General features: G+C 65.0%; 24 protein-coding genes and 1 tRNA gene. 11 read left to right on the top strand and 14 right to left on the bottom strand.

The genetic code is table 11. The annotated features are described in order from the left end of the window. Positions 1-113: 113 nt before the first annotated feature. The 4 genes from FJ434_RS25040 to FJ434_RS25025 form a co-directional block, all read right to left on the bottom strand. Complete coding sequence (locus FJ434_RS25040; RefSeq protein ID WP_140751993.1) at positions 114-1,484, bottom strand: HAMP domain-containing sensor histidine kinase; 1,371 nt, start codon at positions 1,482-1,484, stop codon at positions 114-116. Positions 1,485-1,514: 30 nt separating this feature from the next. Beyond that, positions 1,515-2,198, bottom strand: a complete 684-nt coding sequence (locus tag FJ434_RS25035; RefSeq protein ID WP_140751991.1) for a winged helix-turn-helix domain-containing protein — start codon at positions 2,196-2,198, stop codon at positions 1,515-1,517. Positions 2,199-2,303: 105 nt separating this feature from the next. Continuing rightward, a complete protein-coding gene (locus FJ434_RS25030) occupies positions 2,304-3,095 on the bottom strand; it encodes a hypothetical protein (RefSeq protein WP_140751989.1) in 792 nt (263 codons plus the stop codon). A 28-nt stretch (positions 3,096-3,123) separates the two neighbouring features. Further along, the gene (locus FJ434_RS25025) at positions 3,124-3,381 is read right to left on the bottom strand and encodes a hypothetical protein (protein ID WP_140751987.1); all 258 of its coding nucleotides are present in this window, start codon (positions 3,379-3,381) and stop codon (positions 3,124-3,126) included. A 247-nt stretch (positions 3,382-3,628) separates the two neighbouring features. Here FJ434_RS25025 and FJ434_RS25020 point away from each other — a divergent pair, with 247 nt between their 5' ends. Next, on the top strand, positions 3,629-4,261 hold the full coding sequence (locus FJ434_RS25020; RefSeq protein ID WP_140751985.1) for an isoprenylcysteine carboxylmethyltransferase family protein: 633 nt from the start codon (positions 3,629-3,631) through the stop codon (positions 4,259-4,261). Between the two features lie 38 nt (positions 4,262-4,299). Here the strand turns inward: FJ434_RS25020 and FJ434_RS25015 are convergent, their stop codons facing one another. After that, a complete protein-coding gene (locus FJ434_RS25015) occupies positions 4,300-4,785 on the bottom strand; it encodes a hypothetical protein (RefSeq protein ID WP_140510965.1) in 486 nt (161 codons plus the stop codon). A 218-nt stretch (positions 4,786-5,003) separates the two neighbouring features. Between FJ434_RS25015 and FJ434_RS25010 the strand changes: the two genes are divergently transcribed. After that, positions 5,004-5,369 (top strand): RidA family protein, encoded by a 366-nt coding sequence (locus FJ434_RS25010; protein WP_140751983.1) that lies wholly within the window; start codon positions 5,004-5,006, stop codon positions 5,367-5,369. A gap of 30 nt (positions 5,370-5,399) precedes the next feature. Continuing rightward, entirely contained in the window at positions 5,400-6,635 is a 1,236-nt protein-coding gene (locus FJ434_RS25005; RefSeq protein WP_140751981.1) for an amidohydrolase/deacetylase family metallohydrolase, read from the top strand. A 44-nt stretch (positions 6,636-6,679) separates the two neighbouring features. Here the strand turns inward: FJ434_RS25005 and FJ434_RS25000 are convergent, their stop codons facing one another. The 3 genes from FJ434_RS25000 to FJ434_RS24990 all read right to left on the bottom strand — a co-directional run bounded on the left by FJ434_RS25000 (position 6,680) and on the right by FJ434_RS24990 (position 10,370). Beyond that, complete coding sequence (locus tag FJ434_RS25000) at positions 6,680-8,461, bottom strand: NAD(P)/FAD-dependent oxidoreductase (protein ID WP_140751979.1); 1,782 nt, start codon at positions 8,459-8,461, stop codon at positions 6,680-6,682. A gap of 282 nt (positions 8,462-8,743) precedes the next feature. Continuing rightward, positions 8,744-8,959 carry a hypothetical protein gene (locus FJ434_RS24995; protein ID WP_246678393.1) on the bottom strand — a complete coding sequence of 72 codons (216 nt, stop codon included), beginning with the start codon at positions 8,957-8,959 and terminating at the stop codon, positions 8,744-8,746. 172 nt (positions 8,960-9,131) lie between these two features. Then, entirely contained in the window at positions 9,132-10,370 is a 1,239-nt protein-coding gene (locus FJ434_RS24990) for a Xaa-Pro peptidase family protein (protein WP_140751977.1), read from the bottom strand. 68 nt (positions 10,371-10,438) lie between these two features. Between FJ434_RS24990 and FJ434_RS30365 the strand changes: the two genes are divergently transcribed. Both FJ434_RS30365 and FJ434_RS24980 read left to right on the top strand, forming a co-directional pair. Further along, positions 10,439-10,561: a SapC family protein gene (locus tag FJ434_RS30365; protein WP_246678392.1), complete on the top strand. Its 123-nt coding sequence runs from the start codon at positions 10,439-10,441 to the stop codon at positions 10,559-10,561. A gap of 258 nt (positions 10,562-10,819) precedes the next feature. Further along, positions 10,820-11,020, top strand: coding sequence for a DUF2934 domain-containing protein (locus tag FJ434_RS24980; RefSeq protein ID WP_140751975.1), 201 nt, complete (start codon positions 10,820-10,822; stop codon positions 11,018-11,020). 390 nt (positions 11,021-11,410) lie between these two features. On the opposite strand, the gene FJ434_RS24975 is transcribed toward FJ434_RS24980, so the two are convergent. Next, a tRNA-Gly gene (locus tag FJ434_RS24975) sits at positions 11,411-11,485 on the bottom strand. A 210-nt stretch (positions 11,486-11,695) separates the two neighbouring features. Between FJ434_RS24975 and FJ434_RS24970 the strand changes: the two genes are divergently transcribed. From FJ434_RS24970 to FJ434_RS24955, 4 genes are all read left to right on the top strand, one after another. Continuing rightward, positions 11,696-12,193 (top strand): prolyl-tRNA synthetase associated domain-containing protein, encoded by a 498-nt coding sequence (locus FJ434_RS24970; RefSeq protein ID WP_140751973.1) that lies wholly within the window; start codon positions 11,696-11,698, stop codon positions 12,191-12,193. 84 nt (positions 12,194-12,277) lie between these two features. Continuing rightward, positions 12,278-13,285, top strand: a complete 1,008-nt coding sequence (trxA, locus tag FJ434_RS24965) for a thioredoxin (RefSeq protein ID WP_140717898.1) — start codon at positions 12,278-12,280, stop codon at positions 13,283-13,285. A gap of 116 nt (positions 13,286-13,401) precedes the next feature. Then, positions 13,402-14,073 (top strand): LON peptidase substrate-binding domain-containing protein, encoded by a 672-nt coding sequence (locus tag FJ434_RS24960; protein WP_140510553.1) that lies wholly within the window; start codon positions 13,402-13,404, stop codon positions 14,071-14,073. 36 nt (positions 14,074-14,109) lie between these two features. Beyond that, positions 14,110-14,361, top strand: coding sequence for a Trm112 family protein (locus FJ434_RS24955; RefSeq protein WP_140510552.1), 252 nt, complete (start codon positions 14,110-14,112; stop codon positions 14,359-14,361). A 71-nt stretch (positions 14,362-14,432) separates the two neighbouring features. On the opposite strand, the gene FJ434_RS24950 is transcribed toward FJ434_RS24955, so the two are convergent. The 3 genes from FJ434_RS24950 to FJ434_RS30360 are packed head-to-tail and all read right to left on the bottom strand — an operon-like array spanning position 14,433 to position 20,231. Beyond that, on the bottom strand, positions 14,433-17,771 hold the full coding sequence (locus FJ434_RS24950; RefSeq protein ID WP_140751971.1) for an error-prone DNA polymerase: 3,339 nt from the start codon (positions 17,769-17,771) through the stop codon (positions 14,433-14,435). Continuing rightward, positions 17,768-19,246, bottom strand: coding sequence for a DUF6504 family protein (locus FJ434_RS24945; RefSeq protein ID WP_140751969.1), 1,479 nt, complete (start codon positions 19,244-19,246; stop codon positions 17,768-17,770). The genes FJ434_RS24950 and FJ434_RS24945 overlap by 4 nt, the downstream gene beginning before the upstream one ends. Next, complete coding sequence (locus tag FJ434_RS30360) at positions 19,188-20,231, bottom strand: hypothetical protein (protein WP_140751967.1); 1,044 nt, start codon at positions 20,229-20,231, stop codon at positions 19,188-19,190. Before FJ434_RS30360 ends, FJ434_RS24945 begins: the two co-directional genes overlap by 59 nt. Positions 20,232-20,406: 175 nt before the next feature. Here FJ434_RS30360 and FJ434_RS24935 point away from each other — a divergent pair, with 175 nt between their 5' ends. After that, on the top strand, positions 20,407-20,829 hold the full coding sequence (locus FJ434_RS24935) for a metallopeptidase family protein (RefSeq protein ID WP_140510548.1): 423 nt from the start codon (positions 20,407-20,409) through the stop codon (positions 20,827-20,829). Positions 20,830-20,923: 94 nt separating this feature from the next. Here the strand turns inward: FJ434_RS24935 and FJ434_RS24930 are convergent, their stop codons facing one another. After that, positions 20,924-21,130: a DUF1737 domain-containing protein gene (locus tag FJ434_RS24930; protein ID WP_027145959.1), complete on the bottom strand. Its 207-nt coding sequence runs from the start codon at positions 21,128-21,130 to the stop codon at positions 20,924-20,926. 37 nt (positions 21,131-21,167) lie between these two features. After that, positions 21,168-22,058 carry a CoA ester lyase gene (locus FJ434_RS24925; RefSeq protein WP_140751965.1) on the bottom strand — a complete coding sequence of 297 codons (891 nt, stop codon included), beginning with the start codon at positions 22,056-22,058 and terminating at the stop codon, positions 21,168-21,170. A 577-nt stretch (positions 22,059-22,635) separates the two neighbouring features. Between FJ434_RS24925 and FJ434_RS24915 the strand changes: the two genes are divergently transcribed. Further along, positions 22,636-22,926 (top strand): hypothetical protein, encoded by a 291-nt coding sequence (locus tag FJ434_RS24915; RefSeq protein ID WP_246678391.1) that lies wholly within the window; start codon positions 22,636-22,638, stop codon positions 22,924-22,926. Positions 22,927-22,928: the final 2 nt, after the last annotated feature.

Below are 22,928 nucleotides of genomic sequence, written 5' to 3'. Positions count from 1 at the left end.
TCCAAAGCAACGAAAATGGCCGCCCTCAATCCTCACAACAAGCCTCCCGCAATATTGCGCAACGGGCCCTCAAGGGGGGAGGCCGTTACACCGGGTTTCGCCAACTTCCGAAGTTAATCCGTCGCCAAGGGAAAACTCACCACCACGGCGAGCCCAGGCCGGCAGTCCTCGAGCGTGATGGTCGCGCCGTGCAGGTCGGCGATGGCCCGGACGAGGCTGAGGCCGAGACCGCTGCCCGGCGTGGACCGGCTGTGGTCCAGCCGGTAGAGCCGCTGAAACACTTTTTCGCGCTCGCCGGTGGGAATGCCGGGGCCGTTGTCGGCGACGCTGGCAAGGACGCGGTCACCCTGGCGCGTCACCGACAGTTTGATCGAGGTGCCGGGCGGGCAATGGCGCAGCGTGTTCTCCACCAGATTGGCGACCATCTGCGTCAACAGTTCGCGATCGCCGTGGATCCGGCCCGTCGTCTCCTCCAGCCGCGGCGGCAACAGCGACTTGCCGTCGTCCTCGGCCACGTCGGTGTAGACCTCGGCGATGGTCCGCAGGATCTCGCCGGGATCGACATCGGTGAAGCGCGCCCTGCGCGCACCGGCCTCGATCTGCGCGATCCGCAGCAACGCGTCGAAGGTCTCGTTGATCTGATGGCCTTCCGTGCGGGCGTCGGCCAGATCGTCGGAGACGTCCTGGTGCCGCGCGGCCTTGTCGGCCGCACCCTCCAGGATCATCTGCAGGCGGTTGAGCGGCGTCTTAAGATCGTGCGCGATGTCGGCGCTGACCTGCTTCATGCCTTCGACCAGTGCCGACAGGCGATCGAGCGCCGCGTTGACCTGGCTGGAGACGATGTCGATGTCGTCGCCCTTGCCGGTCAGCGGGATGCGGGTGTCGAGGCGGCCATGCGAAACGTCGACCATCGTGACGGCAATGCCGTCGAGACGGCGCTGGACGCGCGCGGCGAGCAGGGCGCCGCCGGCGACGGCCAGGCCGGTGATGATGAGCGTCGCCCAGCCGAAGCTCATCAGCATGATCGTTTCCAGCTCCTCCGTTTCGGAGAGGCTGAAGGCGATGGTCAGCGTGTTGGCGCCGACCGGACCGGAATAGGCGCGGTATTCGGTGCCCGGCGGCAGGCCAGGCATCTCGGCGCCGAACATCGAGAAACCATCGGGAAGCCCCGCCGCGGTGAAGTTGCCGGCGATATGGTTGCCGGTTGCGTCGGTCAGCGAAAAGAGCTGCTCCTTCCCAGGGCTGCGCGTGGAGTGGCTTTCGACGGTCTCCACCAACTCCCTGAGATCCTTGTCGGCATAGGTCGCGGCGATGACGGAATAGGTTTCCTTGATGGTGTCGTCCAGCTGCTCGGCAAGGTCGGCGCTCATCATCTGGTAGACGATGGCGCCCGCCAGCACAAAGGCCAGCATGAACAGGAAGGCGAACGTCAGGGCAAGCCGGAACGGCGTGCTGCGCAGCAGGCGGGTCCACGTTGCGGTCATGAGAAAGTCGCGGTCATCGGGATGGCGCGATCACTGGGAGAGCGGCGCGTGCAGGCTGTAGCCGGTGTTGCGGATGGTGTGGATGAGCTGGGTACCGAACGGCTTGTCGACCTTGGTCCGCAACCGGCTGATATGGGTTTCGACAACGCTGGTCTTGGGATCGAAATGAAAATCCCAGACGCGTTCCAGCAGCATGGTGCGGGTGATGACGCGGCCCTCGCCGCGCATCAGCACCTCGAGCAGGCTGAACTCCCTCGGCTGCAGGTCGATCGGCTGGCCCTGCCTGACGACGCGCCGCATGATGAGGTCCATTTCGAGGTCGGCGACCCGCAGAACGGTCTTCTGCTCCTGCGCGGCCGGCCGCCGGCCGAGCGCGTTGATGCGGGCAAGCAGCTCGGAAAAGGCGAAGGGCTTGACCAGATAGTCGTCGCCGCCGGCCTCGAGCCCCTCGACGCGGTCGTCTATGCCGCCGACGGAGGTGAGAAAGATCGCCGGCGTGCGCACGCCGGCGGCGCGGACAGCCTTGACCATCGACAGGCCGTCGAGCCCCGGGATCATCCGGTCGGCGACGATCACGTCGTAGCCGCCGCCGGTCGCGGCGAAAAGTCCCTCATGCCCGTTGCGCAGGAGGTCGCAGACATGGCCGGCCTCGGTCAATCCCCTGACGATGTAGTCCGCCGTCCTGTGGTCGTCCTCGACGAGAAGTAGCCGCATCGCTGTTCCGGTTGATTGCCGACATCGGGGACAGGCTATCACCGGCACGGGTCCGTTCCTAGGATGGTCGCAAGGCCGGCTGCCGCCGCAGGGCCCGGCGGCGGCTCAGTCCGATTCCAGCAGGATCTCGTCGGCATCGCCGGCGGTTTGCCTCAATGTCATGGAGAGGATCAGGGCGATGATGCAGCCGAGGAAGATCAGGCTGGTGAAAATGGTGCCGAACCCCAAACCGCCATATTCGGCCGGCCGCGACAGCCAATCGCCGAAGGAGGCACCCAGCGGACGCGTCAGTATATAGGCGAGCCAAAAGGCCAGAACGGCGTTCAGGTGGACGAGATAATAGGCGAGCGCGATGAGCGCGATGACGCCGCCGAACAGCAGCCCCGTGGTCAGATAACCCATGTCGAAGGTTTCGGCGACAAGATCGCCGGCGGCGGTGCCCAGCGAGAAGGTGAAGAGGATCGCCAGCCAGTAGAAGATCTCGCGCCTGGTCGTGAAGATGGTGTGGATCGAAAGCGTACGCTCGCTCGCGTACCAGACCGTGAACGTCGCCGCGAGCACAACCGAAAAGGCAATCGTCGTGGTCTGCAGGCGTACGCCGAAATTGTCGACGAGGTTGTCGGTGATCAACGTGCCGACGACGCTGATCAGCACCACCGCCAGCCAGTAGGCCCAGGGCACGTAGCGTTTCCGCGTGAACTGCAGGACGAGGGCGACGATCAGGACGCCGGTCATGATCAGCGAGGTGGCGGTCAGCCCAAGGCCGAGGTTGACGGCGAGATAATCCGCCGCCGTCTCGCCCATGGTCACCGCCATCAGCTTGACTAGCCAGAAGTCGAGGGTGACGTCCGGCACCCTGTTTTGGCTCGGTGCGGGGTGTGTGTGGGGTGCGAGCATGGCTGGTGTCCTCTATGGCCGCGTCGGGCTACTTGCCCATGACCTTCATGGCCTGGGCGAAGAAGTCGTCGTCGCGCTTGTCGTCGTCGGCATTGCAGCGCTCGATGCCCTTGGTCTCCAGTTCCGAGACCTTGGTCTTGTCGCCGGCGCTCAGCTTGGCTGTCGCTTCGGCGGCGCGAAGGGCCTTCAACGTCTCCTCGCAAGGCGCGGTGGCCGCGAAAACGGAGGAAATCGACGCCGAGACCGCGAGGGTGGCCAGTGCGGCGGCCAGTGCAAATCTTCTCATGAAACCGTTCCTGTCTGTTTTAATCGGAGCCGGCCCCTGAATGGCGAACCGGCATCCAACGATAGGGATTTGAGTTCTCGCCAGCCTGTCCGGCGGCATACAAATTCGTAAGGATGGCGATGGCTGGCGCAAAAGGCCTTTACGAATGCCTCCCGATGCGCTGTTAGAGGATGAGCGCCTTGCATCCGCCATCAATGGCGTGCCCCAGTGGCCGGGCCTGCACCAGAGTGCCCAGGAAAACGCGAAAATGACCTACGCTTCCCTCAAGCCGGTTTCACAGGCTTTCGTCCAGCGCAAGCGGCTGATTTTCATCCGCGTCGCGGCGGCGCTGGCGGTGCTGCTGCTGTTCCTGACCAAACCGGCGCTCAGCGAAGGCTCGAACGGCCACGAAACACTCGAATTCTTCGGCTTCTGCCTGGTGCTCGCCTGCGTCGCCGGCCGGCTGTGGAGCATCCTCTATGTCGGCGGCAAGAAGAATGAAGAGCTGGTTTCGGCGGGTCCATTCTCGATGAGCCAGAACCCGCTCTATTTCTTCTCGACGGTCGGCGCGGTCGGCATCGGCCTGCTCTACGGCTCGCTCGTGGCGGCCGCAGCACTTGGCGTCGCCAGCTTCCTGATCTTCCGTGTCACGGCGCGCAAGGAGGCCGAATATCTCCTGGGCAAGTTCGGCCCGGCCTATAGCGCCTACATCAAGGCGACGCCCCGGTTCTGGCCGAACCCGCTGCTCTACCGCGACAGTGACGAGCTGCAGTTCTCGACGCGCGCGCTGAAGCGCACTTTTTTCGACGGGCTCTATTTCCTCGCCATCTTCCCGATCATCGAACTCGTCGAGTATCTCCGGGAAAGCGGACTGCTGCCGGCTATTATCACGCTGTACTGATTGCCGTGCGGGCGCACGGCAATCAGCCGGCGCCTCGGCTAGCCGCCCAGTGGATACGGCATGTAGCCGACGAAGCCGGCTATCTTCCAGTTCGCCCCGACCTTCCGGCAGAAATACAGCGTCTGCCATTTCAGCCGGTCGACGCTGCCATCCGCCTTGGCGACGCTGCCGTCGAACTTCTTGTGCAGCACGGCGCGGTCGCCGTCGACATCGATGTCGCGCAGATTGGTGACGCGAAACAGCGCCTCGCGCAGCGGCTCGGCGAATTTGGTCGCCGCCGTTTCCTTGGCCTGGCGCAGCCACTCGTCGCGGTAAATCTCCAGCCGCGGGAATTGCAGCCGCCAGGCATCGGCATTGCCGAGGAAATGCGCATGCATGCCGAAGAAGCTTTCGGCGACAAAGTCGTTCTCGACCATGGACCAGTCCTGACCGATGAAGGCGTCGATGTCGCGCCGCACCAGCATCTCCCACAGCGCGTGGCGGTCGGCGTCGCCGGAAGGAAACGGGTTCTTGTCGAAGGTCATTGTCGGGGTCTCCGATTTCGCCAGGGCGTCTCTCCGTCGTGGCGTCGAGCCCGTCCGGCAGCGCACGATGCAAGCGCTTCTGTAATAAAGCAACATGGATTTCGAAGAATGTTGCTTTCCAACAAGGGCACTATCGGGATCACCCCGATCGCGGTAAATCTCGTCCCGAAGCGGGCGCCGCCTCGGTGCCTTGCCATGTCACCGGAGGAGGCCATCCCTTGCCCAAGCAGACTTTTGGAACGTCCCACGTGCCGCTGTCGCCCGCCGTGCGGGCCGGCGATTTCGTCTTTGTCTCGGGCCAGGTTCCGGTCGGCGGCGACGGCATCGTGGTCAAGGGCGGCATTGCGGAACAGACCGAGCAGGTGCTCGCCAATGTGAAGGCCGCGCTGGCGCTAGCCGGCTGTACGATGGACGACGTGGTCAAGACCACCGTCTGGCTGGAGGACGCGCGTGACTTCGGCGGCTTCAACGCGGTCTATGCCAGGCACTTCCCGAAGAACCCGCCGGCGCGCACCACGGTCGAATCGCGGCTGATGATCGACATCAAGATCGAAGTCGAGGCCGTCGCGTACAGGCCGGTCTGAAAGGCAAAGTAACAAGGCGGAGGCATCTCCATGCAATTCGACCTCCTGCTGAAGGGTGGACGACTGATCGATCCGGCGTCCGGCATCGACGCGCCACGCGATGTCGCCATCGCCAACCGCCGTGTCGCCGCTGTCGATGCCGACATCCCCGTGACCAGCGCCGCGCAGGTGGTGGACGCATCCGGCTGCATCGTCGCGCCCGGTCTGGTCGACCTGCACAGCCACGTCTATTGGGGCGGCACCTCGCTCGGCGTCGATGCCGACAGGCTCGCCGCCAAGAGCGGAACCACCACCTTCATCGATGCCGGCAGCGCGGGTGCGGGCAATTTCCTCGGCTTCCGCCGCCATGTCATGGTGCGTTCGAAGGTGCGCATCCTGGCCTATGTCAACATTTCCTTTGCCGGCATTTTCGGCTTCTCGCAGACTGTGTCGGTCGGCGAATGCAGCGATCTCCGGCTTTGCGAACCGCGCGAGGTGGTGGCGGCGGTGCGCGAGCACGCCGACGTCGTCGTCGGCGTCAAGGTGCGCTCCGGCAAGCATGCCGGCGGCACCAGCGGCATCGCGCCGGTCGATCTGGCGCTGGAAGCCGCCGACAAGGCCGGGCTGCCGCTGATGGCGCATATAGACGAGCCGCCGCCCGGCCGCTCCGAAGTGCTGCCGCGCCTGCGCCGGGGCGACATCCTCACCCATTGCTTTCGGCCGTTCCCCAATGCGCCGGTGTTCGCCTCCGGCATGGTGCGGCCCGACATGTGGCTGGCGCGCGAGCGCGGGGTCATCTTCGATCTAGGTCACGGCATGGGCTCGTTCGATTTCGACGTTGCCCGCGCCATGCTCGCAGAAGGTCTGGCGCCCGACGTCATCTCGAGCGATGTGCATCTCTACTGCGTCGACGGGCCGGCCTTCGACATATTGGTGTGCATGTCGAAGCTGATGGCGCTCGGCATGCCGCTGGTCGAGGTTTTGCGCGCCGCGACGCAAGCGCCGGCGCGGGCGATCGCGCGGCCCGATCTCGGCACGCTGGCGGTCGGCACGGCGGGTGATGTCGCCGTGCTGCGGCAGCGTCCGGGCCGCTTCACCTTCGTCGACGCGGTCGGCGCCTCGCTGGTCGCCGACCAGCGGCTGATGTCGGAAGGCATCGTCATTGGCGGCACCTGGTGGCCGAACGAAGCGGCGAATGACCTTGGCGAGACCGAGCGTTTCGAAGCGCATGTCGCGCATACCCATGTCGAGGTGGCGACCCGGCATTTCGGGCATGGGCATGAGTGAGGCTGTGCGGTTTTCCCTTCTCCCCCTGTGGAAGAAGGAAGAAGCTAGAGGCCCGGCGCCCCGTACACCGGCGTCTCGATCCCCTCCATCCGCGCCTTGATCTGCAGCGCCACGTATTTCGAATAGAACCGCGACAGGGCCAGATTGCCGCCGTGGAACCATAATGCTTCCTGCGCCGTCGGTTTCCACATGTTGCGCAATTCGCCTTGCCAGGGGCCGGGGTCGCCCTTGACACCGGAGCCGAGGCCCCAGCACGGGCCGACCTTGTCGGCGACCTCGCGCGAGACGAGAGCCGCCACGTTCTCGTTCATCGACTGGTAGCCGGTGCAGGCGATGATGGCATCGGCCTCGATCTCGCTGCCGTCCTCGAACAGGATGCCTTTGGCTGCCAGCAATTTCACCGCGACGCCGCTGCGGATGCCGATCTTGCCGTCGATGATCAGGTCGGACGCGCCGACATCGATGTAATAGCCCGAGCCGGTGCGGTAGGCCTTCATCAAAAGGCCGGTCTCGTCGTCGCCGAAATCCAGCGCGAAGCCGGACGCGGCGAGACGCTCGTAGAAAGCGGCGTCGCGCGCGCGGATGACGTCGTAGAGCGCGCGCTGGCCCTTGGGCACCAGCGCGAACGGCGTCGAGGCGACGATCATGTCGGCCTTTTCCGTGGTGATTCCGCGCGCCAGCGCATCCTCGGAGAAGATTTCGAAGCCGACCTGCATCAGCGTGTCCGACTTCACCACGGTGGTCGGCGAACGCTGGATCATGGTGACGTGGGCGCCGCTTTCCCAGAGGTCGACGCAGACATCGTGCCCGGAACTGGCCGCGCCGATGACGGCGACCTTTTTGCCGCGGAATTTCTCGCCGCTGGCATACTGGCTGGAATGCAGCAGCTCGCCCTCGAACCGGTCCGCGCCCGGCAGCTCGATCTTGCGCGGCGGACCATAGGCGCCGGTGGCGAAGACGATGTGCTTGGGCTTCAGCGTGAGGCGCTGGCCGGCGCGGTCGACCACCACGGTCCATTCTTTCTCCGCCTCGTCGTAACTGGCGCTGAGGCACCTGGTGGCGCCCCAGTAATTCAGCTCCATGACGCGCGTGTACATTTCCAGCCAGTCGCCCATCTTGTCCTTGGGCGTGAAGACGGGCCAATTGTCGGGGAACGGAATGTAGGGCAGATGATCGTACCAGACCGGATCGTGCAGCACGAGCGTGCGGTAGCGGTTGCGCCAGGAATCGCCCGCCCGCGCGTTCTTCTCGATGACGATGGTCGGCACGCCGAGCTGACGCAGCCGTGCGCCGAGCATGATGCCGCCCTGGCCGCCGCCGATGACCAGGCAATAGGGTTGCTCGGAGGCGCCAAGCTCGCGCGTCTCGCGCGCCCGCGCCTCCGACCAGGTCTCGCGTTCCGGGTCCGCCTTGTGGCGCACGCCGAGCGGCCGCGTCGCGCCCTTGCGCTCCTCGAACCCTTTCAGGTCGGTCATCGCCGTGAACAGCGTGCGGCAGCGGCCATCGCGCAGGCGCATGATGCCTTGTCCCGTGGCCACCGCCGTTTCGAAGGTGAACCAGGCCTCGATCGTGCCTTCATCCGAGGTCGCCTCGCCGGTGATCTGCCACGAGGCCGGCCTGGTCGTCGCCAGCGTCGACTTCAGCATATCGGCGATGGCGTCGCGGCCTTCCATGGTGGTGATGTTCCAGGTGAAGGTCAGCAGGTCGCGCCAGTAGCAATCGTCGACGAACAGGTTGGCCGCCGCTGACACGTCGCTGGATTGAAGCGCATGCGCCAGGGATTCGAGCCATGCGGCCGCCTGTTTGGATGGTGTCATTTCGAGCATCTGTCTTCTTCCCTCTTCCTTTCACAGTGCGCCGCCCGGTCTTCCCTTCTCCCCTTGTGGGGCCCGAAGGGCGGGCGAGGCCCGTGACTCGCCCAGGGCGGTGGCCTCGCGAAGCGAGGTCGGATGAGGGGTGCTCCAGCTTGGCAACACCGCTTTCCGGCCACTTTCGCACAGGGAACACCAGCGTCTCACTCCGCTGGAACACCCTCATCCGTCTCGGCGCTGTCGCGCCGATCCACCTTCCCCCACCAGGGGGGAAGGAAGACGCGCCGCGCCCGCTCATCAATCTCCCAACGACTCCATTTCCTTCCCCGTACGGTGGATCTGGGCGTTGTATTTGATGCGGCGGACCGTCTCGTGGGCCGAGCCGTCGAGCTTGTAGGCCGAGGCTACCGCCAAGACGTCGATCATTGCCAGGAAGGCGAAGCGCGAGGCGGTCGGCTTCAACGTGTCGGCATATTCGGGCATGGCAATCGGATGTCTGGCAGCTCCGGTCATGAAGTCGATCTTCCCTAGCCCGCTTTCGACCCGATTTCTTATCATGTCTGTACGCTGTCGTTCCATGCACCCGGCACCGTTGCAGCCGATGCGTGCCCAGGCATCACCGCCGAGTTCCGCCGTAGAGTGCTGCCTCGCAATGGGCAACGCAAGCGCGCCAACCCCTGCCTCCCTATCCAATCACCTCTAGCCGCCTCGGCAGCCGGTTCATCACTACCGGTCCATCCGGCGTGATCAGGAACTGGTCCTCGAGATTGAAGCTGGCGAGGCCGTCGATGTAGAGCGGGATCTCGAAGGCCAGCACCATGCCGGCCTCGATCGCGATATCGCTGTCGGCGGCGATGAACGGCCATTGTTCGGAAAAGACCGACTGGCCGACGCCGTGGCCGAAATGGCCGCGACGGTAGGAGCGCAGGCCTTGCCGCGCCAGGCTTTCGGTGGCGACGCGGTGGACATGGGCGAGCGTGTTTCCGGGGACAAGCTCGGCCAGGCCATCCTCGAAGGCGCGCTCGGCAATGGCGTGCAGCTCCGCTTGATCCGCCGGGGGCGGGCCGAAGGTGAAGTTGCGCGACATATCGGAGGCGTAGCCGCCGACCGTGCAGACCATGTCGCATTTCAGCGGATCGCCAGCCACGGCCCTGGCGTCGGCGCCTTTGGCCCGGGCACCGAGCGTTATATATTCGGCCGTGATGACCGGATGAGACAAGCCGGCCGCCGCAGTGGCGACGCCTTGCCGGTAGAGCGCGACGAGGTCGCCCTGGCGCATGCCGGCCATGGCGTCGACCTGCAGCCGCTCCAGCCCGGCTTCGGACAAGATGATGCCTTGCCGCAGGAGGTCGATCTCGCGCTGCGACTTGACGGCGCGCAGCCGATCCAGCACGGACGACCCGTCGACAACAGGGCAATCCGGCAGCAGCGCCTGGATGGCCGCAAAATCGGCGGCGGGAATGAAGTCGAGGTCGAGGCCGAGCGTGGCGCGCTCCAGCCCGAAATCGATGAGCATGGCTTGCAGCTGGCGCACCGAGCCGGCGAGGCCGAAGGTGGCGGGACGCGAAAAATCCGGCGCGCGACCGAGCGAGGCCAGCCCGGCCTCGATGCGCTCCGCCAGCCCGGCAGGTCCTGTCCCGACCGGCGCGGACTCGATCCAGATCGGGTGCGAACGCACAACCATCTCGGGCGCGGCGGTCCGCAACTGCGCGGGGTTGAAGTCCGCGACCACGACGCCGATCGGCAGGTCCTGTCTGGCCGGGATGACGACGAAGCCGGCGCCGGCGCGCCGGAACAGGCCGGCCGGGCCGATCGACGCGCCGGTCGCATAGTGGAAGGCCTCGGGCGCGCAGAGCACCAGCGCCGCCATGCCGGCGCGTTGCATCAAATGCGTGGCGCGCTGGCGGTCGACAAAACCCGTCATGAAACGTCTCCGTATGCCTCAATCGGCAACGGAGCACTGCGGGTGCGGACAATCAAGCTGGTTGCTCGATGATATTGATCCCTGCGCACGGCCTGTTTTCGCCGCGCGAGAGCAAAGTGACGCTGGAAGGCGGCGAAGTGCTCAACCTCACCGATTTCCAGGTGATCGACGAGGCGGCCTTCAACACATGAGCGACGAGGCCTTCTCGACCTCCAGGAAGTCAGATGCGCTCGGCCTGCTCTATTGCCACCTCGCCTCGACCAACAGCTGGACCTCGCTGGCGCATCAGTGCGCAAGGGGGAGCGGGCGAAGAGCGCCTGAAGGCAAGAAGCGTATCGAATCGCGGTCTTGGATGAAGTGTTCGACTTGGCCGAGTTTGACGACATCCGGGTTGGAACATTTCAGGCGCTGTCCGGTTGCTTCCTCAGGAAATCCAGAGGAATACGGCCATGGTGATCAGCCAAGAAGAACGTGTCGCGCATATCAGGAAGCGGGCCCACGAACTTTGGGAACGGGAAGGCCTGATGCCCGACCGTGAAAAGGCCTGCTGGGACAAGGCGGTCGAGGAGTTCGAGTCCGGTAAACTGACCGCCGGACGAAAGCAGGCTGGCGCGGATGCCGCCGGCGACACGTCGGGTGCCAAACACTGACACGCGGCTGCCTGGCGGGAGGCGAGCTTCCTGCGATTCCATGTTATTCCCGGGGGATTGTCGGGCTGGGCCGCAGCGTCTCCTCCACCTACGAAATGTGGCGTCAAGTATCCGAAGGCCGCGAACGGGAGACGCGCATCAGACAAAGAACGTTCACTGCTTTGCCATGGCTCTATGGTGGCCAGCGTTTGCCCGTTCTGCCTGGAGGTACTGCACTGCCGCACACCTTCGACGCTACGATTGCGCGCTGCGCCGAATCCGCAAATTGGTAACCGGGCGGTGACCACGGCCTTTTCGCAGGCCCTGAGGTAGCTGTGGTTCCGGTGCCCTAGGAAACGAAAAAGCCGCGGAAAACCGCGGCTTTTCGTTGCTTGATCCCCTGAAGGAAACTGGAGCGGGTGAAGCGATTCGAACGCTCGACCCCAACCTTGGCAAGGTTGTGCTCTACCCCTGAGCTACACCCGCTCACACGGCGTCTTGGCCGCAAGCCGGGCCTATATGGCTGAAGAGCGCGGCGATTGCAACAGGGAAATAGCAGGCTTTTTGCAACTCTCGAACGATGCCGGCAAACCGTCCGCGACGCGCCGATTTCATCGCTCCTTGCGCGACGGTCTTGTGTCGGCCGCCGCATTGGCCGTAAACGGCTAGGCCAAGAAACGGACGAGAAGAAGATCGATGCCGAAGACCGAAGCTGAACTGATGGCCTTTCTTGCCGAACTCGGCATCGCCGTTTCGACAATACGCCATCCGCCGCTCTATACGGTGGCCGATTCGCAGGCGCTGCGCGGCGAAATCGCCGGCGGACACACCAAGAACCTGTTCCTGAAGGACAAGAAGGACAATTTCTTCCTGGTCACCGTCGGCGAGGACGCGGTCGTCGATCTCAAGCAGATCCACCAGTCGATCGGCGCCGCCGGCCGGGTTTCCTTCGGCAAGCCGGAGATGCTGATGGAGCTTTTGGGCGTCACGCCGGGCGCGGTCACCGTCTTCGGCGTCATCAACGACAGGGAAAACAGGGTCAAGCTGGTGCTCGACAAGGATCTGATGGACCATACCGTGATCAACGCGCATCCACTGACCAACGAGGCGACGACATCGATCGCGGCGGCCGACCTCATCAGATTCGTCGAGGCAACCGGGCACGATGCTGCTATCTTGAAAGTCTCGGCATGATCGCCACATGGATGGCGAAGCCGATTTCCAATTGAGACATGGCGCCGAGCCGCGGGCCGGGGGGGCGACCGAAAGGGTGACGAGATGAGCGACAACAATCCGTTTGGCGGATCATTCGGAAACACTGGCGGCCAGTATGCCACCACGGTCCAGTATGGCGGAACGGCGCCGGCGCCGGCGAAGGCCGCGCTTGGCGATGCGCCCGCGGGCCCTGCCGGCGGCGATGTCATCAAGGACACGACGACCGCCGCCTTCGCCGCCGACGTCATCCAGGAATCGCGGCGTCAGCCGGTGCTGGTCGATTTCTGGGCGCCATGGTGCGGACCTTGCAAGCAGCTCACCCCGCAGCTGGAAAAGGCGGTCAAGGCCGCCGGCGGCAGGGTCAAGCTGGTCAAGATGAACATCGACGACCATCCCTCGATCGCCGGCCAGCTCGGCATTCAGTCGATTCCGGCTGTGATCGCCTTCAAGGACGGCCAGCCGGTCGACGGCTTCATGGGCGCCATCCCCGAGAGCCAGATCAATGAGTTCATCACCAAGGTCGGCGGCAAGGGCAATGGCGCGCCGCCGGTGGCCGAGGCCCTGGCCGCGGCAACCGAGGCCCGCGATGCCGGCGACATGCAGGCAGCCGCCGACATCTATGACGCCATCCTGGCGCAGGCGCCGGAGACGGTCGAGGCTATTGGCGGGCTGGGCGACCTGTTGTTCGAGACCGGCGACACCGAGGGTGCCGAGGCGCTCCTGGCAACGGCGCCGGAGGCCAAGAAGGATGCACCGCCGCTGGCTGCCCTGCGTGCCAAGATCGCGCTGGCCGCGCAGGCGGCGGCGTTGGGCAATCCGGCCGAGCTCGAACGGCGCTTGGCCGAAAACCCCGCCGACCATCAGGCGCGTTTCGATCTGGCCATGATCCAGAACGCCAAGGGTGATCGCACGGCAGCCGCCGACAACCTGCTGGCCATCATCAAGGCCGACCGGAGTTGGAACGAGGATGGCGCCAGGACGCAGTTGCTGCAGCTGTTCGAGGCCTGGGGCATGACCGACGAGGCGACGCTTGCCGCGCGCCGCAAATTGTCGGCGTTGCTGTTTTCCTGAGCCGGTTATCGGTTGTTTTGTCGCACGGGCTTGTGGTGTCGGGCCTGAGCGCCAGATAGGACAGGGCAGGTTGGGCAGGTTGACGCTTCGCAAAGGAAGCGATCGGGAGGAACGAGGTGCAAGCGGGAAACGCGCATTACCGGCTCGCCAAGGATTTGCCGCCGACGATCCCGCTTTTTCCGCTCGAGGGCGCGCTCCTGCTGCCGGGCGGCCGCATGCCGCTCAACATCTTCGAGCCGCGCTACCTGCAGATGGTGGACGAGGCGGTCGCCGGCTCGCGCGTCATCGGCATCATCCAGCCCGGCCTCAATGGCGCCTTGCGCGAGGATGGCGAGCCGGAACTTTGCAATGTCGGCTGCATCGGCCGCATCATCGCTTTTTCGGAGACCGGCGACGGCCGCTACCTGATCTCGCTGCAAGGCGTGTGCCGGTTCCGCATCACCCACGAGCTGACGGTCAAGACGCCGTTCCGCCAGTGCAAACCGGCGCCCTTCCTCGCCGATCTCGACGAGGAGCAGGCGGCTGATGAAATCGACCGGCCGGCGCTGCTGCGGGCCTTTCGCGCCTATCTGCAGGCCAATGATCTGGAAGCCGACTGGGAAAGCGTCAGCCGCGCCGAAAACGCCATGCTGGTCAACGCGCTGTCGATGATGGCGCCCTACGGACCAGCCGAGAAGCAGGCATTGCTCGAGGCCGCGGACCTGAAAACCAGGGCCGAGACGCTGATCGCCATCACCGAGATGACGCTGGCGCGCGAGAATGAGGATTTTGGCTCGAGCCTGCAGTGAGGTGAACGCAGGCCTGAAAGCTGGAAAGGGGACGCAATGGCGGATGGGCGTGATGGAAAGAAGACCAAGGTCGACCCGAAGCTGCTGGAACTCTTGGCCTGCCCGCTGACCAAGGGGCCGCTGGCCTGGGACCCCGAACGTGGCGAGCTGGTCTCGCGGGTCGCCAAGCTCGCTTATCCCGTGCGCGACGGCATCCCGATCATGCTTCCCTCGGAAGCGCGGACCATCTCGGCCGAGGATGTGCTGTCGCCGCCAAAGCTGGGCGGGCCGGGCAGTTCGGCGTCATAGAGTGTGGCCGGACATTGAGGTTGGTGTTCTACGGCGCTGTCCCGCCAGCGCTTGATGGTGAGGGGCCACGCCTACTGAAAATTACGCCCCTTGGGCATGACCCTTTCCGCTTCTTCCGACAGCGTTGCGAGGTTCTGACCGACCGGCGCGTTGCGGGGCACAGGTAGGGCATCGCGATCCGGACCCTCTGCCGTGGCGGCCAGCGGTGCGGCCGCACTGACCTTTTCCAGGAGCACGGTCAGCCAGGGCGTCAGGTCCTCGATCTTCTCGGCGACGATGTGGACGACACCTGATTCCGACTGAAGTTTTCCGCTGACCTTGACGAAGCGCGCACCCATGACGATGGGCCGGAAGCGGGTAAAAGTTCTTTCCCAGAAGATGACATTGGCCACGGCCTTGTCGTCTTCCAGCGTGAGAAAGATCGCGTTGCCCTTGCCGGGGCGCTGGCGCACCAGCACCAGACCGGCAACGGAGACCCGCCTGCCGTCGCGCACGGACGGCAGGCTGGCATTGGGGGTGACGCCGGCGCGGTCGAGCCGTTCGCGCAGGAAGGCGACCGGATGCGCCTTCAGCGACAGGCCGAGCGAGCGGTAATCGTGGATGACATGCTCGCCGAGCGGCATTTTCGGCAGCTTCGTCTGCGGCTCCAGCTCGCGCAGGCCGAGCGCCGGCTGGTCGAACAGCGGCAGCTTCTCGGCGGCACTCTTGCCGTCGAGCGCGCGCACCTCCCAAAGTGCCGCGCGGCGGTCGAGGCCGATGGACCGAAAGGCATCGGCCTGCGCCAGCTTCTCGATCTCGTCGACATTGAGGCCGGAGCGCAGCCAGACATCCCTGACGGTCGAGTAGCCGGCGCCGCGCCGCTCGACGAAAGCCTCGATGCGTTCCTTGGAAAGTCCCTTGACCTGCCTGAAGCCGAGCCGCAGCGCATGACTTGTCTCGATGACACCGCGCATGTCGGCATGGCGCGGCAGGATACGGGCCGGGTCGAAAGACGCCTTTTCCAAAGTGCAGTCCCAGACGGAGAAATTGACGTCGACCTCGCGGATGTCGACGCCATGGTCGCGGGCGTCGCGCACCAGCTGCGCCGGCTGATAGAAGCCCATCGGCTGCGAGTTCAGGATCGCGGCGCAGAACACGTCGGGATAGAAGGTCTTGAACCAGCAGGAGGCGTAGACGAGCAGCGCGAAGGAGGCGGCATGGCTTTCGGGAAAGCCGTATTCGCCAAAACCCTCGATCTGCTTGAAGCAGCGCTCGGCGAAGTCCTTCGTGTAGCCCTTGCCGACCATGCCGTCTATCATGCGCTGGCGGTAATTGCCGATGGTGCCGGTACGCTTGAAGGTGGCCATGGCGCGGCGCAATTCGTCGGCCTCGCCCGGTTTGAAACCGCCGGCGACGATCGCGATATTCATCGCCTGTTCCTGAAACAGGGGCACGCCAAGCGTCTTGCCGAGGATCGCTTCCAGTTCCGGCTTTTGATACTCGGCCGCTTCCTTGCCTTGCCGGCGACGCAGATAAGGGTGGACCATGTCGCCCTGGATAGGGCCGGGGCGTACGATCGCCACCTCGATGACGAGGTCGTAGAATTCGCGTGGCTTGAGACGCGGCAGCATCGACATCTGCGCGCGCGATTCGATCTGGAAGACGCCGAGCGTATCGGCACGGCAGATCATGTCGTAGACACGTTGGTTCTCCGCCGGGAGAGTGGCCAGCACATAGGGCCGGCCAAATTCGTCTCGCGCCTTCGGATAATGGTCCGTGAGCAGGGTGAAGGCGCGTTGCAGGCAGGTCAGCATACCGAGCGCCAGCACATCCACTTTCAGGATCTTCACCGAGTCCAGATCGTCCTTGTCCCATTCGACCATCTTGCGCTCGTCCATCGCCGTCTTGACGATGGGCACGATCTCGTCGAGCCGGTCCCTGGTGATGACGAAGCCGCCGACATGCTGGGAGAGGTGACGGGGGAAGCCCATGATCTCGTTGGCGCGTTCCATCACATGCCGCGATATGGGGTCGCTGCGGTCGAGGCCGCCGGCCCTCGCCTCCTTCTCGCCGAGTTCCGAGGTCGACCAGCCCCAGATCGAGCCGGAAAGCGATGCCCGGACATCCTCCGACAGGCCCATCGCCTTCGACACTTCGCGCAGCGCCGAACGGCCGCGATAGCTGATGACGGCGGCGGCAAGGGCGGTACGCTTGGAGCTGTATTTCTCGTAGATGTACTGGATGACGGTTTCGCGCTTTTCGTGCTCGAAATCGACGTCGATATCAGGCGGTTCGTTCCTTTCCTCGGAAATGAAGCGCTCGAAAAGCGAATTGATCTTTTCCGGCCCCACTTCGGTGATGCCGATGCAGAAACAGACGACCGAGTTGGCGGCCGACCCACGCCCCTGGCAGAGAATATCCTTGCTGCGCGCGAATTTGAAAATGTCGTAGACGGTCAGGAAGTAACGGGCATAGTTGAGACGCTCGATCAGAGCGAGCTCTTCCTCGATGCGCTTGGTCACGGATTCAGGCACACCTGCCGGGTAGCGGTTGACTGCTCCCTCCCTTGCCAACCTTTCCAGCTCCGCCTGCGGACCGAGGCCCGATTCCGTCGGCTCGTCCGGATAATTGTACTGGAGGTCGCTGAGCGAGAAGGTCAGCTCTTCCCCGAAACGCAGCGTCTCCGCCAGCGCTTGCGGGTGCCTGCGGAACAGGCGCGCCATTTCCAGCGGCGGCTTCAAATGGCGTTCGGCATTGGCGGTCAGTTCCAGCCCCACCTCGGCGACCGGAACATTGAGGCGGATCGCGGTCAGCACGTCCTGCAGCGGGCGGCGTTCGGCCGTGTGATAGAGCACATCGTTGGTCGCGATCAGCGGGATGCCGGCGCTCTCGGCAAACGCCGCCGCCTGCTCGATCCGGAAGCGATCATGGCCGGCATAACAGGGTGAGACGCCGAGCCGCAGGGCCCTGCCGAAGCGGTCCTGGAGTTGGCGGAGCAAAGCCAGGCTGTCCTGCGCGCCGGCCGCCAGATCGGGCAGGACCGCCAGCGACATCCCGTCGCCCCATTCGAGCAGGTCGTCGCGCCGGAGCAGGGTGGCGCCCTTTTCGGTCTCGTCACGCAGATTGGCCTGGGTGAGCATGCGGCACAGATGCCCCCAGCCCTTGCGGTCCCTTGGATAGGCGAGAATGTCCGGCGTGCCGTCACCAAAAACCAGCCGGCAGCCGGGGTGATAGGCAAGCTTTTCGACCTTGGCCTGCTGCCAGGCGCGCACCACGCCGGCCACGCTGTTGCGGTCGGCGAGCCCGATCGCGGAGAAGCCCATGAGCTTGGCCGCGACCACCAGTTCCTCGGGTTTGGAGGCGCCGCGCAGGAAGGAGAAGTTCGACTGGATGCCGAACTCGGCATAGGGAATGACGGTCAGCGCGTTCATGCGAAGACCCCGTGCATGAACCAGCGCGGCGGGATCTGCGAGACGCCGCCGTACAGGCCTTGCCGGTAGAGCCAGTAGCGGCGGCCATCGGCATCCTCGATGCGGAAATAGTCGCGTGTCGATGCCGCCGGATCGCCTGGCGCCTCGCGCCACCATTCGGCGGCGATGCGCTCCGGACCTTCGGCACGGGTAACGCGGTAAAGTGCACGGCGCCAACGAAAATGCAGCGGCGGTCCCTCCGGCATTTCGGTGGCCGGCACATCGATGGGCTCGGGCGCGCGGAACAGCCGGATCGGCCGTTCCGGCGGGAAGATGGTCATCGGTGCCTGCATCCTGTCCGGCTTCTTCGGCGGCGTGGTCCGGCGCGGCGCCTCGCTGAAGGGGACGATGGCGACGGCGCGTTCGGGCAGATGGCTTTCCACGGGAACCGGCTGCAGAACCGCGCCCTCGCCGAGGCGGGCGCGGATACGGTCGGCGAACAGGGCGATGTCGGCGCCATCATCCACCGCCTCGCCGGTCAGATCGGTCTGCTGCGTGTCGAAAGCGGCGACGGCCAGCACCGAGAGGCGCACCAGGTCGAAGCCAAAGCCGGCATCGATATGCTGCTCGAGTGCTGCCAGCCGTTCATGGAACAATTTCCGGATCAACGAGGGTTCGCGCATCGGCCGCGAGGTGCCGAGCGCGATGCGGCTGACGGCGCCGTCGACGCGAAAGAGCAGCAGCGCCAGCGTCCGGGCACCTTCGCCGCGGCGTTCGAGGTCGGTCTTCAAGGTCGTCGCCAGCATGCCCACCAGCCGTTCTATCTCCTCCGTCAGCGTGACGGGCTCGGCGAGATGGCGTTCGACGGAAAGCGGCGCGACGGGAAGGCGCGGTGAGATCGCTTCGTCGAGACGGCCAAGCGCCTGGTCGAGGCGCTGGAGCAGCAAAGCGCCGAAGCGGCGGGCGAGCGGCGCGCGCGGCGCGGCCATGACGGCGCCCGCCGTGCGCAGCCCCACACTTTCCAGGCTGGTCCGGGTTTCCGGCGCTATGCGGAGGGCGGCCAGCGGCAAGGGGGCAAGCAAGGCTTCCTCCTCGCCCGATACAACGATGCGGTCGCCGCAAAAGCGTGCCGCCGCCCAGGCCGCCCCGGGCGTACCGGCAAGCCCGGCGCGGACGTCGAACCCCTGGTGGAAGAAGCGCGACAGGATCTCGTCCAGCATGGCGCGTTCACCGCCGAACAGATGGGTGCAGCCGGTGACGTCGAGGAACAGGCCGTCGATGCTGTCCAGCGCGACCAGCGGCGTGTAGCGGTCGCACCAGTCGGCAAGGCCCGCGAGCAGGCGCCGGTCGGCCTCCGGATCGGCTTCGACGATGTCGATCGACGGATGCATGGCGCGCGCATCGGCAATCCCCATGTCACGCTTCAGGTGCAGCGCCTCAGCTCGCTCGTCGAGGGCCGAGATGCGCTGCGCGTTGCCCTGGCGGTGGCTGATCACGAGCGGTGGGTGAGATGGCCGCGGATGATCCGGCGGCCGGGAACGCCAGGATTTCCCCAGACGCTGCCGCAGGATCCTTTCGGTCGCCAGATAGGGAAACCACAGGGACAGGATTCTCTGCCCATTCGCTGCCTCCACCGTGTCTTTCCTCGCCCCTTCTTTCCTCGAATCTGCGTTCATCGGGGTTCCACTCCAGTGTGAATTGTCCAGGCAGGGCCGTGCGGCTCTTGCCGATGCTGATGGTGAAGGCGGGGTAGCCGATCGAGCCGGCGAGCGGCCCGGCGACCGTGGCGCGCGGCACGGCCGGCGCCGACGCGGCGATCAGACGGACAGGCGCCGCCGTCGGTTCCGGCTCGGCCGCCTGCCGCAGCAGGAACACCGGCCGGCCGGTAGCTTGCGCCCGCGCATGCAGGCGGCGTGTCGCGGTCAGGTCGAGCCGCTGCGGATTGCCGCGGATTTCCAGGATAACGGCGGCAAGCGCGGTCATGCGGGCCGCCTCCTCGGCGACCCACAGCGCATCGACAAGCCTGGGCGCCTCGGAAAACAGCAATTGCCCGGGTTCAATGCCGAAGCAGCCATGCAGCCCCCTGGCGTAGGGAAAGCCGGCCTCGTGGAAAATTTCCGATGTCCCGATCCATAGGATGGGCAGCCCCTGCGCCCGGTTGAGGATCAGGCTGACGAGCGACAGAGCGAAGCCGGCGACGGCTCCCGCATCGCGGGTCTCCAGGCCATGGATTTCGGTCAGGGCGGCTTTCGGCAGGCCGCCGCTGAGCGCGGCATCGAGCCGCTCGATGCCGATGGGCAGGAAAGCATCCGGCAAGGCCGCGGCAAGGCCGCGCCGGACGATCGTCAGATCGCTGCCGGCGCCGGCATCAAGGGTTGCCGCCGCCGGCGCCTGCAGACGCTCGGGCAGCGTTCCCTCTATTTTCGCGATCTGGCGGCGCAGGGAAAAAACAGTCTCCCGCGCCACGGCGGTCATCGCCATGACGGTCAGCTTCCACTCACAATTGTTCCTGTTATGTTCTCTAGGATTCCAGAGGCGATCCGAAGAGTCAAGCAGAGTCATGAGGAATTTATTCCTCCCCTGGGCGACACCGGCCTATAGGCGTCATTTGCCTCGATCAGTGCGAAAGCCTATATGCCGGGTCAAAGGACAAAGCATGGCCCGCATTTACAAGACCCGCACCTGGCATGGCGAACTCGCGCCCTCGATGGAGGAACTGGAGTTCCTGGCGCTGGAGGCCTACGCCCATCTGCCGGAGGAATTTCGTAAGCTGACCGGCGAGATCATCATCCAGATCGCCGAATTCCCGACCGACGAGATCATGGACGATTTGTCGCTGGAGACGCCGTTCGACCTGCTCGGCCTGTTCGAGGGGCGCGGCATCGCCGAACGCTGGAACCCGCAAACCGGCGAAGGCCCGAACCGCATCACCCTCTATCGCCGCGCCATGCTCGACTACTGGGCCGAGAACGAGGAATCGCTGGGCGACATCGTCACCCACGTGCTGATCCACGAGATCGGCCACCATTTCGGCCTGTCGGACGATGATATGGAGAAGATCGAAGAGGCTGCTGAGTAGACCACTTTCGTCACCCTAGGGGTCTGCGCCGCCTCGCTTGGCTCCTTGCTTTACCCTAGGATGACGAAAAGAGAGGAGCCTCCGCGCTTTCCACCTACCAGTCGCTGAGCTTGGTATCCGGCCCGTATTCCTGGCCGTCGACATCCTTCACCACGGCTTGGCCGCAGCGCATGGTCTTGGCTTTCTTGTCATAGGCGTAGGTCGGCGAGCCGAACAGATGCCAGCCCTTGTTCAGCGCCGCCGTCACCTTATGGCAGAAGCTGGCGTCGTCCGGGGCGGTGAGAAAGCGGTAGAGTTTCATCGTCCAATTCCTGTCATGAATCCCAAGTCGACGAATATCATGCGCCGATGGCGGCGGCCTTCGCCAGCAGTTTTTCGGCCTGCGCCAGGTGCAGCCGCTCGACCATCCTGCCATTCAGCGCGATGACGCCCTTGCCGCTGTTTTGCGCCAGCGCGAAGGCATCCTTCACCGCGCGCGCCTCGGCCAGCGCCTGCGCCGACGGGGCGAAGGCACGGTTGGCGGCCTCGATCTGCGATGGATGGATCAGCGTCTTGCCGTCAAAGCCCATGGCGGCGGCCTGAGCGCACTCGCGCGCAAACGCATCCGGATCGCGAAAGTCGTTGAACACCCCGTCGAGCATGTCGAGGCCGCCGGCGCGCGCCGCCAGCAGCATCTGCATCAGCCATGGCAGGAGATAGGCGCGGTCCGGCGTTGCCAGCACGCCGGTATCCTTGATCAGGTCATTCGTTCCGGCAATGAAACAATCCAGCCGCGAGGCGGGGTCACGGCCGAGTTCGGCGATGGCGCCGATGTTGAGCATGGCCTTGGGCGTCTCGATCATCGCCCATAGTTTCACGGTGTCGGGAGCAAAATTGTCGTCCAGCACATCGCCGACCTCGAGCACGTCGCGCGGTGTGTCGACCTTTGGCAGCAGGATGCCGTCCGGTTCCGCCTTGGCGACGGCCGCAAGATCGTCAGTGCCCCATTCGCTGGACAGCGCATTGACGCGCACCACCATCTCGCAGCGCCGGCCATTGTGGTCGGCATCAGGGCGATTGGCGAAAATGCCAGCCAGTTTTTCGCGCGCGGCGATCTTGTCGGCGGGGGCAACGGCGTCCTCCAGATCGATGATGACGGCGTCGCAGGCAAGCTGGGCGATCTTGGCCAGCGCCTTCTCGTTGGAGGCCGGGACATAGAGCACGGAGCGGCGCGGGCGGTAGGGTTCCATGTCCGATCTATGCCGCGTGTGGTTGGTCGAGGCAAGCGTCCGCCCGGTACCTGACACGCGCCAACCGCGAAAGCTTGCACTGCGACCCTTTGGGCACAAGGCGATGCGAGGCTTGCGCCTAGTGCCCTATGGCCGTTTGCGGCGATCACCAGGTGGTTCCCCCGCTCCGTCCCGGCTTCGCCGAGCCACCTCTGCTCCCTCCGGAGGGAGAGGGAAAGGAGCCTGGCTGGGGCGGCGCCAACGTCCGGAACCGATGGCGGGCAGCGCACCAGCCCTGCACGAAAACTGCACTCGCCTGCGGAAAACCTCCTCCGATCCGCCGCATCGCTTCCCTGCCAGCTTGCGAGACAGGCGGCATGCACAAGCGAGCAAAACCCCGTCTGCCCTATCGGCTGCGCAGTGAAGGCTGGTGGCTGGTCGACCCGCCACGCGCCAAGCCCGCCGCAATTGTCATCCCCTTTGTCCGCCCGCATCGCGCTCGGAAAATCCATGGCCGCGGTCCGCCAATCTTCCGACGTTATCCCTAGCGCTTATGCCTGCTGTTTCATCAACTTCGCCGTGCTGATCGCCAACTACAATGTCGACCATTCCGTTGAAAATGACCGGCCAGGGCATTCCCCTCGACGCCTGGTATCTGCGCTCGCTCGGTCCGGGCGCGTTTCCGGCACTCGATCGCTTCTTCGATCATCAGAACAAGACCCCGGACGCGGGCGCTGTCCGCGAACTTGAAGGATTGCGGGCCAGCGACAGCGTCCAGCGGAACTGGCGTGGCTGGAGCTTTCGTGACTGGCGCCTGCTTCGATATCTCGACAGCAAGGGGTCGCTCGTGCTTCCTCAGCCTTCGCTACCTTCCTTGCCGGACCGCTGACC

It is taken from the genome of Mesorhizobium sp. B2-5-13 (assembly GCF_006440535.1).
Taxonomy (GTDB): Bacteria; Pseudomonadota; Alphaproteobacteria; order Rhizobiales; family Rhizobiaceae; genus Mesorhizobium; species Mesorhizobium salmacidum.
The sequence above is the reverse complement of the archived record's forward strand: the minus strand, read 5'-3'. Positions and strand labels throughout refer to the sequence as shown.

What these genes read in the sequence shown, in the direction of transcription:
- FJ434_RS25040 (WP_140751993.1), bottom strand. Translation starts at nt 1,484, where the DNA reads ATGACCGCAACGTGGACCCGCCTGCTGCGCAGCACGCCGTTCCGGCTT.
- FJ434_RS25035 (WP_140751991.1), bottom strand. Translation starts at nt 2,198, where the DNA reads ATGCGGCTACTTCTCGTCGAGGACGACCACAGGACGGCGGACTACATC.
- FJ434_RS25030 (WP_140751989.1), bottom strand. Translation starts at nt 3,095, where the DNA reads ATGCTCGCACCCCACACACACCCCGCACCGAGCCAAAACAGGGTGCCG.
- FJ434_RS25025 (WP_140751987.1), bottom strand. Translation starts at nt 3,381, where the DNA reads ATGAGAAGATTTGCACTGGCCGCCGCACTGGCCACCCTCGCGGTCTCG.
- FJ434_RS25020 (WP_140751985.1), top strand. Translation starts at nt 3,629, where the DNA reads ATGACCTACGCTTCCCTCAAGCCGGTTTCACAGGCTTTCGTCCAGCGC.
- FJ434_RS25015 (WP_140510965.1), bottom strand. Translation starts at nt 4,785, where the DNA reads ATGACCTTCGACAAGAACCCGTTTCCTTCCGGCGACGCCGACCGCCAC.
- FJ434_RS25005 (WP_140751981.1), top strand. Translation starts at nt 5,400, where the DNA reads ATGCAATTCGACCTCCTGCTGAAGGGTGGACGACTGATCGATCCGGCG.
- FJ434_RS25000 (WP_140751979.1), bottom strand. Translation starts at nt 8,461, where the DNA reads ATGCTCGAAATGACACCATCCAAACAGGCGGCCGCATGGCTCGAATCC.
- FJ434_RS24995 (WP_246678393.1), bottom strand. Translation starts at nt 8,959, where the DNA reads ATGACCGGAGCTGCCAGACATCCGATTGCCATGCCCGAATATGCCGAC.
- FJ434_RS24990 (WP_140751977.1), bottom strand. Translation starts at nt 10,370, where the DNA reads ATGACGGGTTTTGTCGACCGCCAGCGCGCCACGCATTTGATGCAACGC.
- FJ434_RS30365 (WP_246678392.1), top strand. Translation starts at nt 10,439, where the DNA reads ATGATATTGATCCCTGCGCACGGCCTGTTTTCGCCGCGCGAGAGCAAA.
- FJ434_RS24980 (WP_140751975.1), top strand. Translation starts at nt 10,820, where the DNA reads ATGGTGATCAGCCAAGAAGAACGTGTCGCGCATATCAGGAAGCGGGCC.
- FJ434_RS24970 (WP_140751973.1), top strand. Translation starts at nt 11,696, where the DNA reads ATGCCGAAGACCGAAGCTGAACTGATGGCCTTTCTTGCCGAACTCGGC.
- trxA (WP_140717898.1), top strand. Translation starts at nt 12,278, where the DNA reads ATGAGCGACAACAATCCGTTTGGCGGATCATTCGGAAACACTGGCGGC.
- FJ434_RS24955 (WP_140510552.1), top strand. Translation starts at nt 14,110, where the DNA reads ATGGCGGATGGGCGTGATGGAAAGAAGACCAAGGTCGACCCGAAGCTG.
- FJ434_RS24950 (WP_140751971.1), bottom strand. Translation starts at nt 17,771, where the DNA reads ATGAACGCGCTGACCGTCATTCCCTATGCCGAGTTCGGCATCCAGTCG.
- FJ434_RS30360 (WP_140751967.1), bottom strand. Translation starts at nt 20,231, where the DNA reads ATGGCGATGACCGCCGTGGCGCGGGAGACTGTTTTTTCCCTGCGCCGC.
- FJ434_RS24935 (WP_140510548.1), top strand. Translation starts at nt 20,407, where the DNA reads ATGGCCCGCATTTACAAGACCCGCACCTGGCATGGCGAACTCGCGCCC.
- FJ434_RS24930 (WP_027145959.1), bottom strand. Translation starts at nt 21,130, where the DNA reads ATGAAACTCTACCGCTTTCTCACCGCCCCGGACGACGCCAGCTTCTGC.
- FJ434_RS24925 (WP_140751965.1), bottom strand. Translation starts at nt 22,058, where the DNA reads ATGGAACCCTACCGCCCGCGCCGCTCCGTGCTCTATGTCCCGGCCTCC.
- FJ434_RS24915 (WP_246678391.1), top strand. Translation starts at nt 22,636, where the DNA reads ATGTCGACCATTCCGTTGAAAATGACCGGCCAGGGCATTCCCCTCGAC.